Origin of the sequence: Leifsonia sp. NPDC058230, assembly GCF_042882245.1 — a bacterium.
Lineage (GTDB): Bacteria > Actinomycetota > Actinomycetes > Actinomycetales > Microbacteriaceae > Leifsonia.
Map to the genome: position 1 here is coordinate 418368 of NZ_JBHVWM010000001.1, position 17484 is coordinate 435851.

Annotated in this window: 15 protein-coding genes; 7 read left to right on the top strand and 8 right to left on the bottom strand. The window is 69.4% G+C overall.

Annotated elements, in window-relative coordinates:
• Positions 1-80 precede the first annotated feature (80 nt).
• Positions 81-1364 carry an MFS transporter gene (locus ACFVV0_RS02180; protein WP_387057605.1) on the top strand — a complete coding sequence of 428 codons (1284 nt, stop codon included), beginning with the start codon at positions 81-83 and terminating at the stop codon, positions 1362-1364.
• Here ACFVV0_RS02180 and ACFVV0_RS02185 read toward each other — a convergent pair.
• Entirely contained in the window at positions 1318-2361 is a 1044-nt protein-coding gene (locus ACFVV0_RS02185) for an NADPH:quinone reductase (RefSeq protein WP_387057607.1), read from the bottom strand. The two genes, ACFVV0_RS02180 and ACFVV0_RS02185, sit on opposite strands and share 47 nt — an antisense overlap.
• 61 nt (positions 2362-2422) lie before the next feature.
• Positions 2423-3610 carry a MarP family serine protease gene (locus ACFVV0_RS02190; protein ID WP_387057609.1) on the bottom strand — a complete coding sequence of 396 codons (1188 nt, stop codon included), beginning with the start codon at positions 3608-3610 and terminating at the stop codon, positions 2423-2425.
• Between the two features lie 119 nt (positions 3611-3729).
• Here ACFVV0_RS02190 and ACFVV0_RS02195 point away from each other — a divergent pair, with 119 nt between their 5' ends.
• On the top strand, positions 3730-3906 hold the full coding sequence (locus tag ACFVV0_RS02195) for a hypothetical protein (RefSeq protein WP_387057611.1): 177 nt from the start codon (positions 3730-3732) through the stop codon (positions 3904-3906).
• 21 nt (positions 3907-3927) lie between these two features.
• Here ACFVV0_RS02195 and ACFVV0_RS02200 read toward each other — a convergent pair whose 3' ends face one another.
• The 4 genes from ACFVV0_RS02200 to ACFVV0_RS02215 all read right to left on the bottom strand — a co-directional run bounded on the left by ACFVV0_RS02200 (position 3928) and on the right by ACFVV0_RS02215 (position 6310).
• Positions 3928-4059, bottom strand: a complete 132-nt coding sequence (locus ACFVV0_RS02200) for a hypothetical protein (RefSeq protein WP_387057613.1) — start codon at positions 4057-4059, stop codon at positions 3928-3930.
• Positions 4060-4149: 90 nt separating this feature from the next.
• Positions 4150-4833 (bottom strand): copper resistance protein CopC, encoded by a 684-nt coding sequence (locus tag ACFVV0_RS02205; RefSeq protein ID WP_387057615.1) that lies wholly within the window; start codon positions 4831-4833, stop codon positions 4150-4152.
• A complete protein-coding gene (locus tag ACFVV0_RS02210) occupies positions 4830-5555 on the bottom strand; it encodes a YcnI family protein (protein WP_387057617.1) in 726 nt (241 codons plus the stop codon). The genes ACFVV0_RS02205 and ACFVV0_RS02210 overlap by 4 nt, the downstream gene beginning before the upstream one ends.
• Before the next feature lie 107 nt (positions 5556-5662).
• On the bottom strand, positions 5663-6310 hold the full coding sequence (locus tag ACFVV0_RS02215; protein WP_387057619.1) for a hypothetical protein: 648 nt from the start codon (positions 6308-6310) through the stop codon (positions 5663-5665).
• Between the two features lie 158 nt (positions 6311-6468).
• Here ACFVV0_RS02215 and ACFVV0_RS02220 point away from each other — a divergent pair, with 158 nt between their 5' ends.
• The 5 genes from ACFVV0_RS02220 (at position 6469) to ACFVV0_RS02240 (ending at position 14341) form a co-directional block, all read left to right on the top strand.
• On the top strand, positions 6469-7698 hold the full coding sequence (locus tag ACFVV0_RS02220; protein WP_387057621.1) for an ROK family protein: 1230 nt from the start codon (positions 6469-6471) through the stop codon (positions 7696-7698).
• 135 nt (positions 7699-7833) lie between these two features.
• The gene (locus ACFVV0_RS02225; RefSeq protein WP_387057623.1) at positions 7834-10854 is read left to right on the top strand and encodes an alpha-mannosidase; all 3021 of its coding nucleotides are present in this window, start codon (positions 7834-7836) and stop codon (positions 10852-10854) included.
• Between the two features lie 272 nt (positions 10855-11126).
• Entirely contained in the window at positions 11127-11921 is a 795-nt protein-coding gene (locus ACFVV0_RS02230; RefSeq protein WP_387057624.1) for a hypothetical protein, read from the top strand.
• Positions 11922-11996: 75 nt separating this feature from the next.
• On the top strand, positions 11997-12659 hold the full coding sequence (locus ACFVV0_RS02235; RefSeq protein WP_387057626.1) for a response regulator: 663 nt from the start codon (positions 11997-11999) through the stop codon (positions 12657-12659).
• Positions 12656-14341, top strand: a complete 1686-nt coding sequence (locus ACFVV0_RS02240; RefSeq protein WP_387057628.1) for a hypothetical protein — start codon at positions 12656-12658, stop codon at positions 14339-14341. Before ACFVV0_RS02235 ends, ACFVV0_RS02240 begins: the two co-directional genes overlap by 4 nt.
• 210 nt (positions 14342-14551) lie before the next feature.
• On the opposite strand, the gene ACFVV0_RS02245 is transcribed toward ACFVV0_RS02240, so the two are convergent.
• Both ACFVV0_RS02245 and ACFVV0_RS02250 read right to left on the bottom strand, forming a co-directional pair.
• Entirely contained in the window at positions 14552-15208 is a 657-nt protein-coding gene (locus tag ACFVV0_RS02245) for an NUDIX domain-containing protein (RefSeq protein WP_387057630.1), read from the bottom strand.
• Between the two features lie 73 nt (positions 15209-15281).
• Positions 15282-17456 carry a beta-L-arabinofuranosidase domain-containing protein gene (locus ACFVV0_RS02250; RefSeq protein WP_387057632.1) on the bottom strand — a complete coding sequence of 725 codons (2175 nt, stop codon included), beginning with the start codon at positions 17454-17456 and terminating at the stop codon, positions 15282-15284.
• Positions 17457-17484: the final 28 nt, after the last annotated feature.

Here is a 17484-nt window from a genome sequence, read left to right on the forward strand (position 1 = left end):
TGTTAAAGCAAAAACTGTTGCGTTTGTAGTTTTCTCGGTCTACTATCACTAAAGCAATCATTTTTGCTTTAGGAGACACGATGGCCATACTCGAAGAAGCACTCCCCGATACCGGATCCGTTCCCCCTGTTCTCGCCCCCCGTCGCTCGAGCCGCCGCACGCTTCGCCCGGTCGCCGCCTTCGTGGGATCGGCGCTCGCCTTCCTCGCAGTCGCCTTCTCGGTCGGCGCTCCGAGCCCGCTCTTCGTGCTCTACCAGCAGGAGTGGGGCTTCGCTGACTGGATGCTCACGGTCGCGTTCGCGATCTACGCGATCACCCTCCTGGTCACCCTCCTCGTCGCCGGTTCGCTCTCCGACCACGTCGGACGCCGGCCGGTGCTGCTCGGCGGGCTCGCCCTCCTCATCGTGTCGATGATCCTCTTCCTCGTCGCGCAGGACATCGGCTGGATCATCGCCGCCCGCGCCGTGCAGGGTGTGGGCACCGGCGCCGCGATGGCCACCTTCACGGCCTACCTGGTCGAACTCGCACCGGAGCGGCACAAGAAGCTCGGCGCGGTCATCGGCAGCACCGCACCCGTCGGCGGCATCGCCCTCGGCGCCTTCATCACCGGCCTCATCGTGCAGTTCGCGGCCCAGCCGACGGTGTGGATCTTCTCTGCCCTCGCACTGACGTTCGTCGCCGCATTGCTCGTGGTGGTGGGTTCGCGCGAGACCGTCAGCCGGCGCCCCGGCGCGGTGCGGTCACTCATCCCCCGGCTGCTCATCCCTCGCCCCGCCCGACGCGAGTTCACCGGTGCGCTGCCCCTGCTCGTGGCGGCGTGGATGCTCTCGGGTCTCTTCATCGGACTGGCACCGTCGATCGTGCGCGGCGTCTTCCACCTCGAGAGCGGTCTGATCAACGGTGCGGTCGTCGCCCTCGCCCCTGCGGTGGGAGCGACAGCCGGTCTCGTGCTCAGCCGATTCTCCGCGCGCGGATCCACGATCTGGGGGAGCGTCGCCATCATCGCCGGCGTCGCGCTCACCGTCGTCGCGGTCACGGCCGATTCGCTCTGGCTGCTGTTCCTCGCCTCGGCGGTGGGAGGCGGCGGATTCGGCGCGGCCTTCTCGGCGGTGATGCGCATCCTCGCCCCGCTCGCGCCGACCCACCAGCGGGCCGAGCTCTTCGCGGGCGTCTACCTGGTGAACTACCTGGCCTACGGGGTCCCCGCGCTCGCCGCCGGCGAGCTCATCGGTGTCGTCGGTCTGGTCCCTACGGTGATCTGGTACTCGGGGGCGATCGCGGTCGCCGCCGTTCTCGGGATCGCCGCCCAGCTGATGCTCAGGAGGCGTCCGTCGGGCGCCAGCCCGACTCCGTCACATCGATGAGTGCCTTGCCCACCAAGCCGTTCTCGACGGCGTCGTGGGCGGCGGCGGTCTCCGCCAGCGCGAAGCGCGTGATGGTCAGCCCGTTGTCGGTGCCGACGCCCAGTGCGCCGTCGCCGCCGGCCCGGGTCACGGCACGCACGGCCGCGTCCTTCACGTCGGTCGGGGTCGTGTAGGTGAGCACGAACTGGTAGCGGAGGTTCTTCGCCATGCTGGGGCGCACCGGGATCTCAACCTGGGGGAGGGCATCCGCGTAGATCGAGATGGTGGCGTCGACGGCCGAGACCCGGATGTTCAGGTCGGCGTTGGCGCTCGGGCTCACCTCGACGATGATGTCGACGCCGCGGGGGGCGAGGGCCCCGATCGCAGTCGCGGCGTCCTCATCGCGGTAGTTGACGACGTGGTGGGCGCCGGCGGCCCGGGCGAGTTCTGCCTTGGCGGGGCCGCTCACCGTGGAGATGACAGTGGCGCCTGCCCAGACGGCGAGCTGGATGGCGGCGTGACCGACCGCCCCGGCACCACCCGCGACGAGCACGGTGCGGCCCGAGAGCGACCCGGGAGCGAGCTCGCGCGGCGCATAGTCGTATGACGTGAGGGCCCGGTGCGCGGTGAGGGCCGGGATGCCGAGGGAGGCTCCCACATCGAAGCTCACGCCGTCGGGAAGCGCGACGGCCTGACGGGCGGGTAGCACGACCAGCTCCTGCGCTGTTCCGTCGGGACGCTTGTATGCCGCATCCCACACCCAGACCCGGTCGCCGACGGTCACGCCGTCGACCCCGTCGCCCACCTCGTCGACGACCCCGGCGCCGTCTTGGTTGGGAACGTGCGGCACCGGCAGCTCGGTGCGGCCGCTGCCGAGCCGCGCCTTCCAGTCGGTGGGATTCACACCGGAGACGTGGATGCGGACGCGCACCTCGCCGGGACCGGCGTGCGGTTCCTCTCGTTCGCCGAGCGTGAGGACGTCGGAGGGACCGGTTGACGAATAGGTGACTGCCTTCATGTCACCAGCCAACCACGCCCGCGGGGGATGTGTTCCGGTTCGGCGGACCGTGTGCGCTGGTTCACCCCGTCGCGCAGCCGCCCGACCCGATGGGCGCGGCGCCGACCGAGTTGAGTACGGGCCGCAGCTCGGCGAGGGTGAGCGCGTATCCCGTGTCCGGATCGGTGGTCGAGCGCGCGAACACCACACCGACGACCTTCCCCTCCGTGTCGAGCAGCGGCCCGCCGGAGTTGCCGGGGCGAACGGTTCCCCGCAGCGAATAGATGTCGCGGTCGACCGTTCCGCTCTGGTAGATGTCCGTTCCCCTGGCGATGACCCGGTCGCGCACGCGCTCCGGGCTCACCGTGTACGGCCCGTTTCCCGGGTAGCCGGCGGCGTAGGCCTGCTCTCCGGAGGTCAGATCGTCGCCGATGTCGAGCGCCGGCGCCGACAGATCCGTCACGTCAAGCACCGCCAGATCGCGCCCGGGATCGAAGGCGATGAGGGTGGCCCGGATGGGCGTGGGCGAGCCGGATGGGCGCACCACGATCGACGAGGCCCCCGCCACCACGTGGGCGTTCGTGACGACGCGCCCGCGCGAGACCACCCACCCGCTGCCCTCGGAGTCGACTCCGCACTCGGGCTTGGCTGCGAGAACGGTGACCACCGACGTCTGCGCTGCGTTCACCGCTGCGGGGATGTTCGGGTCGGGCGGCTGGATCGTCTTGATCAGCTCGCCGCCCGCGAAGACCTCGGGAAGTCCTGCGCCCGCGAGGGCGTCGTCGACGGCTCCGAGTACGGTGGACGACGGAATAGGCGCGATCGAGTTCAGGGTTGCGACGACGCGCGACGAACTCGCCGCCTGCACGACGGTGCCGAGGTTGGTGGCGAGCGCGAAGCCCGCGAGCAGCCAGACCACGACTCCCCAGGTGAGCAGTCCGAGGGCACTGCCGATCAAGGAGTCGACCCAGCGGATCGGTCCATGCCGCACCACCTTGCCGATCATCGAGGCGAGGGCGGACGCGAGCGCGTAGGCGACGGCAGCGCAGGCCAGCACGACGATGGCGGCGACGACGGAGCGCTGGAGGATGCTGCCCCAGCCGGCCGAGGCCATCCAGCCGACGACGAGCGGAGCGAGGGCGAGGCCCGCCGCGAGTCCCACACCCAGCCCCACGAGGGCTCCCGCGGAACGGATGGCGCCACGGCTCCAGCCGAACACGATGGCCGCGACGGCGAGCACCACCAGCACGACGTCGACGACGGTCTCCACAAGGCCACCATGCCTCACGAGTCTGGGGACAGCCTCAACCTCCCGTGTGTTTCGCAACCCCCTTATCCGACGCGGGCGCGAGGGCTACCGTGCGAACCTCACGACGAAAGGAAACCCGCATGAGCAACCCCGACCCGCAGAACCGCCCCGACCTCGACGACGGCGAGCGGGAGATGACCAGCGCCGATTTCACGGCCGCCGATCCGGAACACGGACAGCAGGCGGAGCCGTCGCAGCAGCAGCACCACAACGCCGAGACGGAGGAGGACACGGCTTCGGGAGGCTCGCCCGACTGAGCCGGGCGAGCCGCGGGCCTCTTAGAGACGCCCGTCCTCCTCGTCGCTGTCGTCGACCGCTTCTGGGTCGGGCAGCGGCACCGGAGCGAGGTGACGCCCTCGCGACTGGTCGGGCGCAACCGCGACGGGCTGGTTCTGGGCGTCTTTGTCCATGCGCGTACCGTACGCCCCGAGCGCGCCTGTGCCAAGCATCGTTACGCTCGGTGTTCGCACGCAGGCGCGCTCACCCGGTCGGCTCAGCGGTCAGACGACCGGCCCGTCGTCGTCCGCGGGGTGTTCCGCATCCGGCGCAGGAGGCTTCCGCCGGCTGGTGAGCACCACGATCAGCACCCCGGCGAGCGCGAGCACGACGATCCCGACGCCGATTCCGATGACCAGGCCGAGATTGCCGGAGTCGTCGGCGGCCTGGATCGGAGCGGGCGTGGTGACCGCCTCTGTCGGGCCCGGCGTGGAGACCGCCTCGGTCGGGCTCGGCGTCGGCTCGACGGCCTGCCCGCAGGTGGGACGTGCGCTGCCCTCGGCCGCCACCGCTCCGGCCGCCGGCTGGTAGGTGAAGGGGAGCGAATTCGAGACCGTGTGTCCATCGGCCGAGACGATCTGGTACGTGATCGTGTACGAACCGGCGGGGCCGAGAGCGACGGGGGCGGTGACGACGGTGTCGGCGGTCGTCGCGCATCCGGTCTCGAAGTAGCGACCGGCCGCATCGGTCACCTCGACGATGGAGCTCTTGCCGTCGCCGGTGAGGTCGAGCACGCGGTCGTTGAAGGTGAGCGCGACCTGCTCCAGTGGTGCCGTCACGGTCGCGCCGGACGCGGGGTCGCTGCTCACGAGATAGTCATGGGCCGATGCTCCCGCCGCCGGGAGCAGAGCGAGCGCGACGGCGGCCAGCACGGCGGAGGCCGCCGTCAGAGCGCGAACGCGGTTCATGCGTCCACACTCCCACGGCGACGGGTCACGGCGAAGACCGCGACGACGAGCGCGATCGCGCCCAGGGCGAGACCGCCGATCCCGAGGCCGATCGCCACTACATCCGCCGAGCTGTTCGAGACCGTGGAGGTCGGAGCCGGGGTGGTCGTGGCGACGAGCGGGTCACTGCCGTCGGCAGCAGGCGCGGCGTCGTCGATGTAGAGCACGGGTGCCGGATGCTCGGGCTCCTCACCCGACGCCGGGGTTTTGTCGGCCCAGTCGACGACCGACCCGTCGGAGTACGTCTGGTGCGCCGGGAGCAGCACCTCGCCCGTGTCCGGGACGGCTCCCGCCGAGATCACGAACTGCTGGAACTGGCCGGGCGCGACCTCGACCCCGCTGTCGGCGGTCCAGGTGACGCGGACCGGCGCCTCGGTGATGGTGCCGTCGTCGGTCTTGACCGGCTTGGCGAGCTTCTCGGTGTCGACGGTCGTGGTCCAGCCGGCCAGCGGCTGGTAGGAGACCGAGGTGAACGGCGTCGCCGTCGGGAGGTCGACCACGAGCTTCACCGTTCCGGCGGTGGCCGACTCGGTCGGCACCTTGAAGGTGAGCGTGGCGTAGCTGCCCGCGGCCGCCTGGCCGGGGTCGACGCGCACGTGCGCAGTGGCCGCGAGGGGGGCGGCGAGCAGGAGGAGGGCGGTTGAGCCGGCCGCGACAGAGGCGGCGAAGGTGATTTTCTTCACGGGAGATCGTCCTAGTTCGAAGTCGTCTGGATCCACGGGATCCGGGATGCGGGATGCGATGGGGCGCGCAGACGCACGCGGCCCACGGCATCCGTGGGGGAGCGACGTCAGAACGCGGTGATGGCCGCCGGTGGCCCGCGGTGCCGCAGACGGGCGAGCGGGAGGCCGAGATCGCGGAGCAGCGAGGGCTCCGACTCGACGGCCGCCGCCGGGGACGCCGCGGGTGCGAGAACGGCCGGGGCTGTCGACGCGAGGTGCGAGACGATGCGGGCGACGCCCATCCGGGCGGTCTCGAACAGACCCCAGAATGCGCGCTCGCCGAAACGCAGCGCGATGACGGTGATCAGCACGGCCATCGCGTGGCTGAGCCACATGGCCGGCGTCGTCGGAAGCGCGCCCATGTCGGCGTGCACGGATGCGCCGCCCGCCGCCGACATCACCAGGTGCGACCCCGCGTGCAGGTGCGCCATGCCGGCAGCGCCGCCGGACACGCTGAATGCGGCCGTGCCGCCGCCGATGCCGAAGAGCAGGTGGAACAGCAGCTGGCTGAGCACGACCGAGACGGTCAGGCGCCAGGCCGAGAGCCGTCGGGCGGTGAGAAGGAGCGAGGCCAGCGTTGCGAACGCGAAGCTCAGCGCGAGCGCGATCGGGCCGGGTGCGGCTCCGCCGCCTGCGACGTGGAACAGCGCCGCCACGAAGATCGCGACGGCCGATGCGAGCAGCCCGCGCGTGACGCGAGCCCACCTCGATCCCATGTCGTTCCCTCCGTCGAACCCGCAGTGGTTCCGTTGTCGTCTCCCGGAGTTCGTAACCAGTCTAGGAGGCGGATGGGATGCGGTTCTGCGCGAGGCAGACCGTATCCTACGAGGACCGCAACCCAGCGGTGTTCTGGCGGAGCCACCAAGGAGGTCGCATGCCGCGAGGGGCGAATCTGCCCGTGATCGCAGCCTTCAACGAGACGGTGCTGCTCGACGCCATCCGCCGGTCCGGCAGCGGGCTGAGCCGGGTTGAACTGGTCGGCGCGACCGGGCTGTCGGCGCAGACCGTGACGAACGTGAGCAGGCGCCTGCTGACGCAGGGGCTCATCCGCGAGGCCGGCAGCCGGCCCGTCGACGGTCCGGGGAAGCCGCGCACGATTCTGCAACTGGAACCGACGGGGTCGTATGCGGTCGGCGTCCATCTCGACCCGACGGTGATCACGTGCGTGCTGCTCGATCTCGAGAGCGCCGTGGTCGAACACACCAGGCGGCACGCCCCGGTGTCGGGGGATGCGGCCGAGACCGTCTTGCTCGCGGCGGACGCGGTGGGCGAGATCTTGGAGCGATCCGGCGTCGAGCGCGGCCGAGTGAGGGGGATCGGCGTCGCAGCGCCCGGTCCGATCGATGCCGGCACGGGCGTCGTGGTGAGCCCGCCGCTCATCCCCGGCTGGTCGGGTCTGCGCCTCCGCGACGAACTCGCGGCGGCGACCGGGTTGCCGGCCCTCGTGGCGAAGGATGTGACGGCCGCCGCCGTGGCCGAGCACTGGCGTGATCCGGCGGGAGCCAGCGGTGACTTCGCCTTCGTCTACTACGGCACAGGAGTCGGTGTCGGACTGGTGCTGGCGAACCAGGTGTACACGGGAGCATCCCACAACGCCGGTGATGTCGGTCATTCGATCGTCGATCCCGGCGGTGCGCTCTGCTCGTGCGGGAGGCGCGGCTGCTACGGCGAGTCGGTGCGCCCGCGCCAACTGGTGCAGCAGGGCATCCGCGACGGCGTGCTCAGCCGCCCGGAGGGAGCCGGTGACGACCTCGACGTCGAGACCGTCGACGAGCTCTTCACGGCGCTGACCGCCGCGGCCGACGACGGAGGATTCGCCGCCGGGCGCATCCTCGACCACTCGATCGCGAACACGTCGCTCTATCTGACGAATCTCAGTGCGCTGCTCGACATCGATCGTGTCGTCTTCGGCGGACCGTACTGGGGGAGGGTCGAGGCGCGGTACCTCGAGCGGCTGCCACTTCAGCTCGCGGAGGACGACATGGGCATCATGACCCACCCGCTGACGATCGCTTCGAGTGCGGTCGGAGATGATGTGGCGGCCATCGGTGCCGCTTGTCTCGTGCTCGACCGGGCGTTCTCGCCGCGTTCGAACCTGACCTGATCGGGCGACGCCGTTCCGGATCTGTGGAAATGTCATGACAAGCGTTGCGGATTAACTCAAACTGTTTTATAAATTACGCAGGGTCCGGAATCCAGGCGGGAGCCGCCCGGACATCGAAGCAAAGGAGCAGACCCGTTGTATCAACAGAACCAGCTCGTGGAGTTGCGTGTCGACCGTTTCCTGCGCGAACGTCTAGCGCCCGCCGTGGAGCGCGCTGCCGCCCCGGCGACGATCGAGGCGTGGGCGGTGCCGGATGAGCCGGTTCCGTTCGCACAGGCCGTCGCGAACACGTTCGAGCCGTTCGCGGTCGGGCAGCCGTGGGGGCGCGCCTGGGGGACCGTGTGGTTCCGGGTCACCGGTGCCGTCCCGGCGGAGTGGGACGCGGACCCGCGCGACGTCGAGCTGGTGGTCGACCTCGGGTTCCTGTCCGGGCAGGCGGGGTTCCAGGCCGAGGGGCTGGTCTACGCCACCGATGGCAGCATCCTGAAAGCGCTCGAGCCGTTCAACGGTTACGTCCGCCTGCAGGCCACACCGGGCGAGAGTTTCGAAGTGTTCGTGGAGGCGGCATCGAACCCGGATGTGGGCAGCGACTGGTCGTTCCGGCCCACCCCGGTCGGCCGCAAATCCACGGTCTCCGACCAGCCGATCTACTCGCTCCGCCGCATCGAGGTGGTGCACCGCGACCGCGAAGTCTGGGAGCTCATCCAGGACGTGTGGACCGTGCGCGGGCTCGCCGCGGTGCTCCCGCTCGAGTCGCCGCGGCGCGCATCCCTCTTCGCCGCCCTCGAGGATGCGGTGGATGCGGTCGACCCGGGTGCCGTCAACGCCACCGCACCGGCCGGCCGCGCCGCTCTGGCCGGCGTGCTCTCGTCGCCGGCTGCGGCGTCGGCCCATCGTGTCTTCGCCGTCGGTCACGCCCACATCGACTCGGCCTGGCTGTGGCCGGTGCGCGAGACGATCCGCAAGTGCGCGCGCACCTTCTCGAATGTGCTCGACCTCATGGACCAGGATCCGGAGTTCGTGTTCGCCTGCTCGTCTGCCCAGCAGTTCGCCTGGATGAAGCAGTTCTATCCGGAGCTGTTCGACCGCATCCGGGTTCGGGTGGCCGAGGGCCGGTTCGTGCCGGTCGGCGGGATGTGGGTGGAGTCGGACACGAACATGCCCGGTTCCGAGGCGTTGGCCCGCCAGTTCGTGGCGGGCAAGGGCTTCTTCCTGGAGGAGTTCGGCTACGAGCCGCGCGAGGTGTGGCTGCCCGACTCGTTCGGCTACAGCGGCGCGCTGCCTCAGATCGCTCGGGCAGCGGGCGCCGAGTACTTTCTGACGCAGAAGATCTCGTGGAACGAGGTCAACACCTTTCCGCACCACAGCTTCGAGTGGGAGGGCATCGACGGCACGCGCATCTTCACGCACTTCCCGCCGGTCGACACCTATAACTCGCGACTGTCGGGAGCCGAGCTCGCGCACGCCGAGCGCAACTTCGCCGACAAGGGCCGCGCGAACACCTCGCTCGTTCCGTTCGGCTACGGCGACGGCGGGGGCGGCCCCACCCGCGAGATGCTCGCCGCCGCGCGCCGAACGGCATCCCTCGAAGGATCGCCGACCGTGCGGGTCGCGGCGCCCTCCGAGTTCTTCGCTGCGGCCTCGGCCGAGTTCGACCCAGCTCCCGTGTGGGCGGGCGAGCTCTACCTGGAGTTCCACCGCGGCACGTACACCTCACAGGCTCGCACCAAGCAGGGCAACCGGCGCAGCGAGCATCTGCTGCACGAGGCCGAGCTGTGGGCGACGACGGCCGCGGTGCGTGCCGGGGCCGAGTATCCGGTGGCAGCGTTGCGCGAGGCATGGCAGACGGTTCTTCTCCAGCAGTTCCACGACATCCTTCCCGGTTCGTCGATCGGCTGGGTGCACGACCAGGCCGAGGAGAACTACGCCGTGGTCGCCGAGGCGCTCGAGAGCGTGATCGCTGCGTCGATCGCCGCGCTCGGGGGCACCGGCGACGAGCTCACCGAGGTCGTGTTCAACGCGTCCCCGTACGCGGTCGACGGCGTGCCCGCGTTCGGCGCGGGCCAGGCGGCGGTGAGTGCGGATGCGCGGATCGCGGCCGACGCCGGCGCGTACGTTCTCGAGAACGCGGCCCTGCGCATCCGGGTCGACGGCTCGGGTCTCGTCGCGTCGATCGTCGAGGTGGCGAGCGGGCGCGAAGTGCTCCCGCCCGGCACCCGCGCCAACGTGCTCCAGGTCTTCCGGGACACCCCATCCCAGTGGGACGCCTGGGACGTCGATGTCGAGTACCGCCGCTCGGGCGAAGACCTGACTGCGCTCGACAGCCTCGACGTCATCGCCGACGGGCCTCAGGAGGTGGCCGTGCGCGTGGCGCGCAGCTTCGGCGATTCGTCGGTCGTGCAGACGCTCACGCTGCGCGCAGGCGCCGCGACCCTCGACATCGAGACCGAGGTCGACTGGCACGAGCGCCAGCGGATGCTCAAGCTGGCCGTTCCCGTGGACGTGCACACCGCATCCGCCCTCTCGGAGATCCAGTTCGGGCACATCGAGCGGGCGACCCACACGAACACCAGCTGGGACACCGCCCGCTTCGAGACCTCGGCTCACCGCTGGGTGCACGTGTCCGACGCCGGTTTCGGCGTGGGGCTCGCCAACGACTCGACCTACGGACACGACATCACACGGCACCCCCGCACCGGCGGAGGAACATATTCGCTCGTGCGGCAGACGCTCCTGCGGGCGCCGCTCTTCCCCGACCCCGAGGCCGATCAGGGCCGGCACGTGCTGCGCAGTGCGATCGTCGTGGGCGGGGTCGACGACGCCATCGAGCAGGGCTACCGGCTCAACCTGCCGGTGCGCGCTGCCGCCGCGGCGGCCGTGGAGCCGCTCGTCGCATCCTCGACGCCCTCGATCGTGGTCGAGACCATCAAACTCGCCGAAGACGGTTCCGGGGATGTGATCGTGCGGCTCTACGAGGCGCACGGCTCCCGCGCCACCGGCGCGATCGCGGCCGGATTCGACCACCGCGGCGTTGTCGAGACGGATCTGCTCGAGCGCGAACAGCCCGCGAATGCGGTGATCCGGGCGGCCGGAGCGGCCGTCGAGATCGGCCTGCGGCCCTTCCAGCTCGTCACTCTGAGGTTCGCCCGCGGGTGACGCATGGAACGATTTCCATGAATCCGGATGGAACTCCCAGAGCAGTTAAGGCAGGATAGGTTACGAACACATAACGTCGCAGGCGGCCAGAACCTCTGTTTGCGGCGAGAAGCCACCCCCCAGAAGGTCCCGACTCTTTGCTTAACTCCCGTACGCCTCAGCGTGCCCGTCGCACGTTCCTCCCCGCCCTCGATGCGGAGACCCAGGAAACGCCGACGAGGCAGCGGTCGGGACGCCGCGCGCTCCGGGAGGTGCGAGAGCATCGCGCCGCGGTGAGTCGGCACAGGGTCTCGGCCGTTCCGGGCCGCGCTCCGCGCAAGGATTCCCGACGGCCCTGGTTCCAGGCGATGCTGATGGTCATCGTGACCGGGCTGGTCGGAACGGCCGCTCTTCCGGCGTACGCATCGTCCGACGCCACCCCCGAGAATGGCGACGTCGGTGTCGCGCTCGCGGTACAGACGCTCACGAGCGGTTCCGCGACCGCGACGGTGCCGTCGGCGGCGCGTGAGGACTACAGCGTGGTCCAGAGCAGTGTCGCGCTCGACTCGACCCAGAGCGGCTACGTCTCGACCACGGTCAAAGCGCTGGCCGCAAAGCTCATGGGCGCTGTCGCCGCCGGGCGCCTGGTCGGCTACACGCCCAACCACATCCCGGAGATCCAGTACCTCGCCGAGGGCAGGGTCGTGCCGAACTGCGGCATCGACTATCGCGTGCTGCAGACCATCGATGTCGCGCTGAACACTTTCGGGTCCGTCGGCGTCAGCGACATCAACCGTCGCTGCACCGGGCAGATCCTCGGGGCGGGCGCGGCCTCGTCGCACTACGCCGACGGTGGCGGCCACGCGGTGGACTTCTACCTGCTCGACGGCCGCGCCCTGACCGGCGGCGACGCACAGTCCGTGAAGCTCATCCGTGCCCTCGACCCGATCGTGCCGAGCGGGGCCGGACTCGGTCAGGTCGGCTGTCGCGCGTCGATGGCTCTGCAGAACTTCGCTCCCTTCCCCGACACCTGCAACCACCTGCACGTCGACTTCGGCAATGCCACGGGCGCGACCCTCAAGGAGTAGGCGCCGAACCGCAAACCCGAACTGGGGTAGGTTTTGCGTCAGGCGGCGGCTGAACACCGAGTTATCCTGACGTTCGTGTCAGGTGAGTGGGTTCGGCGGGTCCTCGTGGTCGAGGACCACGCCCTCATGCGTTCGCTGATCGCCGACGCCCTCCGCGGACGCGGGTTCGAGGTGGAAGCCCGGGAGAACGCTGCCGGCGCTCTCAGCGTGCTCGATGCCTTCGATCCCGATGGTCTGGTCACCGACATCGACCTCGGTGAGCGTCCGAACGGCGTCGACCTCGCGACCATCGTGCGCTCGCGAGCTCCGCACGTCGCCGTCGTCTTCCTCTCCAACCTGTCGCGTGCCGCCGCCCTCGGTCAGGGGCGGGAGGTGGTGGCCAGCGCATCCTTCGTCAACAAAGGGGCCATCGAGAGCATCGACCAGCTCGTGGACGCGGTCGAAGCGTCCCTCGACAGCCGCCCGGTCAAGCATGAGCTGCCCCCGGGGGATGCCCGCCTGGCGATGCTCGCGCTCAGTGCCACCCAGCTCGACACCGTTCGGCACCTGGCAGCAGGCGCCTCGAACGCTGAGATCGCGCGCCGCCGCGGAGTCTCCGTGCGGGCCGTGGAGAAGAGCGTCGAGCGCATCTTCGCCGCCCTCGGCCTGAGCAGCAGCGAAGCCGTGACGCCGCGCGTGGCCGCTGCCTCCCTGTACATCACGACGTTCGGCGACCCCGCGAGTGGGTTGGGCGCATGAACGCCTCGGGCCTGTTCGCGCGACTCGGCGAGGGGAACGCGGTCTCCGGATGGTCGTGGGCGGTCACGGCGCCGTTCTCGGTGACCTTCATGTCCGGCCTGCAGTACGTGCTCCCGGGGCAGCCCGCCTGGGCGTGGCTCGCGGTCTCCTGCGTCGTGCACCTCGGAGTCGGCGTCCTGCTCCTGCTCGCCTGGGGTGTGCTCCAGGTGACCCCGCAGCGGTGGCGAGCCGTGGTCGCGGTCGCGCTCTTCGCGGTGATCGGATTCCTGCGACCCTTCGTCTTCCTCGAGGTGGGAGCCCTGCTGGGCGTGCATGTCGAGGCCGCTACGTTCCCTGCGCGGGTGGCGATCAATATCGTCGTGTGCGTCACCGTCTTCTCCCTCGTGGCCCTCAGCGTCGGCCTCATCCGCGACCACCGCGGGGTATTCCAGCGGCTGCGGGCCGTGCAGCGGGCTGCGCAGGCCGACGGGGATGCGGTTCGGCGCCGCACCCAGGACCTGCGCGACTCGAGCACGGCGGTGGTGCTCGAGGCGATCGAGGCGGAGGTCGCCAAGGCCTCGCATCCCGGGATCGACGCGGCCGCGGCGTCGGCGCTCCTCCGCTCCATCGCGAACGACGTGGTGCGTCCGCTCAGCCACGAGCTGTTCGACGCCGAGCAGGGAACCCCCGGCGAGGTGGCGCCGGCTGCGGGCGTCCCATCACGCGGCCGGGAATGGTTCGGTTCGGTGCTCGACGGGATGCGCGCGGCGCCCGCGCTCTTCACCGCGTTGCTGTTCACCCTGCTCGTCGCGCCGTATGCGATCGGCAACTACGGCATCGCGGTCGCGGGCGTGCAGGCTGTTCTCGGCTTTCTCCTGGCGTGGGGCGGCAACGCGGTCGTGGGGGTGCTCGCCGGCCGTGCATCCTCGCGCGCCGTGAGAGTCGGCGCGATCGTCGTCGGCTACGTCGTCGTCGGCGGGGTGCTGGTGGCTGAGAGCAGCGCCCTGCTGCAGCTGCTCGGGCTCAGCCGGGAGTTCGTCTGGTTCCAAGCGTGCCTCTACCCGCTGATCGCCGTCGCGGGCGCTTTCGTCTCGTCGCTGATGGGTCGGTTGCGGGCCGACCAGCGTGAGCTCGAGGCCTCGATGCGTGCCAGCGTGGATGAGGCCGCCCGGATGCGCGCCGCCTACGACAGCGAACGCATCCGTCTCGCGCACCTGCTGCATTCGACCGTTCAGGCGGAGCTGATCGCCCAGGCGCTGGCTCTGCGCAGTGATGGGTCGGGTGATGCGTCCGCCGCCGTTCGCGAAGCCGTCGACCGCATCCGGTCACAGCTGGCGGACACCACGAGCGGGCCGGACCCGCGGGCGCGTCTCGAGCGAGTCGTCGACACGTGGCGGTCGGCCATGGCTGTGGAGGCCAGGATCGACGACGCGGTCTGGGACAGCCTCGCGGACGACGCCCGCTCCGAAGCCGTGATCGACACGATCTCCGAGGGCCTCGCGAACGCTGTACGCCACGGCGACGGGTCGCCCGTGACGCTCACCATCTCGCCGGAAGGCGTCGGCGTGCGCGTCGTGGTGACGTCGGGTGGAAAGGTCGCCTCGGCCGGTCCGGGCATCGGGCTGCGCGACCTCGCCCGGGCGGCGGACGTGCTGCTCACCGAGCGCGCCGGCGCTGTCGAACTGGCTGTCTCGATCCCCTGACAGCGGGTCGCCGGCGACCCCGGTCCTCCTCGGTGTCGTGTGGACCGTACCCGGCAGCAGTCGCCCCACTCAGGGTGGGTATTCTCGTGCGCGGCCCGTTAGCCGACCGAATGTGGCCGGCGATGGGAGCGGGGCGGCTTTCTGCGTGACCCGAACGCGCAGAAAGCGCCCCCGCCACCGCCGATCACGCGCACGCCGTCCCTGCAGGGGCTAGAACAGGTTGAGTGCCGCCCACTGCAGCAGGATCACCGTCTTGCCGTCGACGATCCGGCCGTCAGCGATCATCGCGAGGGCGTCCTCGTAGCCCACGGTGACGGCTTCGATCTCCTCGCCCTCCTCCTCGACCCCGCCGCCGGCGCCGGTGACGTCGGCCTGCGAATACGGTGCCGCGAAGAAGTGGACGCGTTCCGTCACGGAGCCAGGGCTCATGTAGAGGTCGAAGAGGTGGCGGAGGTCGCCGACGGCCACGCCGAGCTCCTCCGCGGCTTCGCGCCGGATCGCGTCGTCGGAGGAGTCGTCGTCGAGGAGGCCGCCCGCTGTCTCGATCAGCAGTCCGTCGGGGTGGTCGTTGACGTAGGCCGGAAACCGGAACTGGCGCGAGAGCAGCAGGGTGCGCGCATCCGGGTCGTAGAGCAGGATGGTCGCTCCGTCGCCGCGGTCGTAGGTCTCGCGCTGCTGAGTGGTCCAGGAGCCGTCGCGGCCGTGGAAGTCGTAGGTCGTGCGGCGCAGCACGTGCCAGCCGTCGCTCGTGACCTCGACGTCCCGGATGCGCACATCGGCGTTCCGGTCGAGGTCGCGGCCCGTCAGGTGCAGGCCGGTACGTCCGCGTGCATCCGGAACCTCGGCGCCGGGGTGGTCGGTACTCATGAGCCGAGCCTATCCAGCGGGCGGGCGAGCGGCCCCGAGGACGATGACCGTCTTCGGGGCCGGCCGAGCCGTATCAATCAACGAAGGCGGCGAGCCTTGCGCATGTCGCGAACCGCGTCGAGCGCGGATATTCGCCGTACGATCCTCGGCCGATCACGCGAATGCCTGCGGCGTTCACGCGCTTGCTCAGCACCAGCTCGAACAGCTGCCCGGGCAGGAGGCCAGCGTCCCAGACAGCATCCGCGGCGGGGTAGCCGGCGATTTCGGCGAGGTGGACCCACGGGCTCTCGGGTGTTTCTTTGATCTCGATCCGGGGCTTCGTTTTCGTGGTATCGAACCAGCCGCCATGGACGAGTGAGCGGCCGTGGGCGATGAGAACGCGATCGAACGCGACCGGATTGGCCTGTTCGAGCGCGAACCAGACATCAGATTCGACCGGGGTGTCTGCTGTTTCGGCGAAGGACGTGAAGTCGTAGTCAGTCACCGACCCTCGGCTGAGATCCCCAGAGCTTCTCGTCTCGTTGGCGCCCTGAAACGCGGAGACCGGCACGAACGGCTCAGCTGTTGCAATCCAGACCCTCGACTCGCCTGCCAGCGAGGTCATGAGACCGAACGGTCCGATCTCCGTCGAGCGCGAGCCTTCGGGTGAGAATCGGTTCGCGATACGCCACTCCACGATGGGCCGATCGATGCTGAGGGTACCTTCGGGTGCGTCGATCGAAACGTCGAAGACGGATGGCGCGCTTGCATCGCTGGGATACGAGAGGACCAGGGGGCCCCAGAGGTAGGCCACGCGCCCGAGGTTGGACCCATCGCCGTCGACGGTTCGAAGTCCGACCTGGAATTCGGCGCTTGTTTCGGCACCCGGATCGAACACGCGAGGTCCGGTCGCGGCCCAGCCGTGCGCGACGTCCGAGATGTCCGGTCCCGTGAAGTCGGTGGCCCAGGCCGGGACTCTCCAACGAACTGCCAGCTCAACGGGATTGCCGTCCTCCGCCGTGATCGACAGCGTGGCGCCTCCTTCGAACGGCATCCCCGTCTGAAGCGAAGCGGTCATCCGGCGGCCGGCGATCTCGAAATCGGTAGCGCCGGGTACGTACTGGGCAACCACGAGTTCGTTGCCATCGAGGGCGAAGACCGTCTGCGGCAGCAGCGCGACTCCGCGAGGGCCGCTTGAGATGCAGCAACTGATTCCCGACCCGTAGTCGTGCGCTCCGGCAAGGGGGGTGTAGTAGCACCACGCGGATCCGTCGGGGGATTGAGCGGCGGCCAGGTGATTGAAGTATGTGCGTTCGAGCTCCGCCGCGAATCGTGCCTCTCCCGTCATCGTGAAGAGGCGGGCGGTCAGCTGGATCCAGGTCACCGTCACACACGTCTCGCCCATGTTGACGGAGGTCGAATCGGGATACTTGCCGGGCTCGTGGAAGTGCTCGCCGTAGCTCATGCTGCCGGTCAGGTACAGATGATTCTGCACGATGTCGTCCCAGGCGCGAGTAACCGCAAGCAGGGGGTCGGTCTCGTTTGTCGCTGCGGCGTAGTCGGCAAGGCCGACAAGATTGGAGAGCATTTCGTATGCTTTCCCGTTCCCGACCTCGTTGACACGCCCGGAGCGCAGGAGCGTGCTCATCACCTTGGGTCCCGCCGGCCTGTCCCAGCTGTGGATGATACCGCGGGCAAAGGCCAGGAATCTGCTTTCCGCGGTCAGGGAGTAAAGCTCCACGATCGGTTGAAGAACGCTTGTCGCGGCCATTCCCATGTGCGTACCGGCCTTCAGGATGTCCTTATCGCCTGGATCGTGGAAGGTCCGCATGAGCAGGTCGCCAACCCGGGACGCCGACCGCAAGGCCGCCTCATCGCCGGTGGCCCGATAGTAGGCGAGCAGGCCGATCATCGAATACTTGTTGGCCCAGACATCCCAATCGGCGCCTTCGTACATGCCAAATCTCTTGTCCGTCGGGTACGTGCCGAGGTAGCCGTCGTCTTCCTGAGCGTCCATGAGCTCATGCGCGGCGAATCTCAGCTTTGCATCGAGAAGCTCGTTGCCGGTGGTCGCCACAACCAGACTCGCGGCGTCCAGCCACTTTCCGATGTGTTCGCCGATCCATGGATGGATGCCCGGTTTCGAGCGGAACCCGTCGAGTAGTGGCTCCAGATCGACATCGAGCAGGCGCTTCACATTTCCCTCGTAGCGAGAACCGAGAAAGCTGCTGTGCTCGAGAACAGTAATTAGGGGGTCGACTCGTGACATGAGGGGAGCATAGCAAATCGGTTTGTAT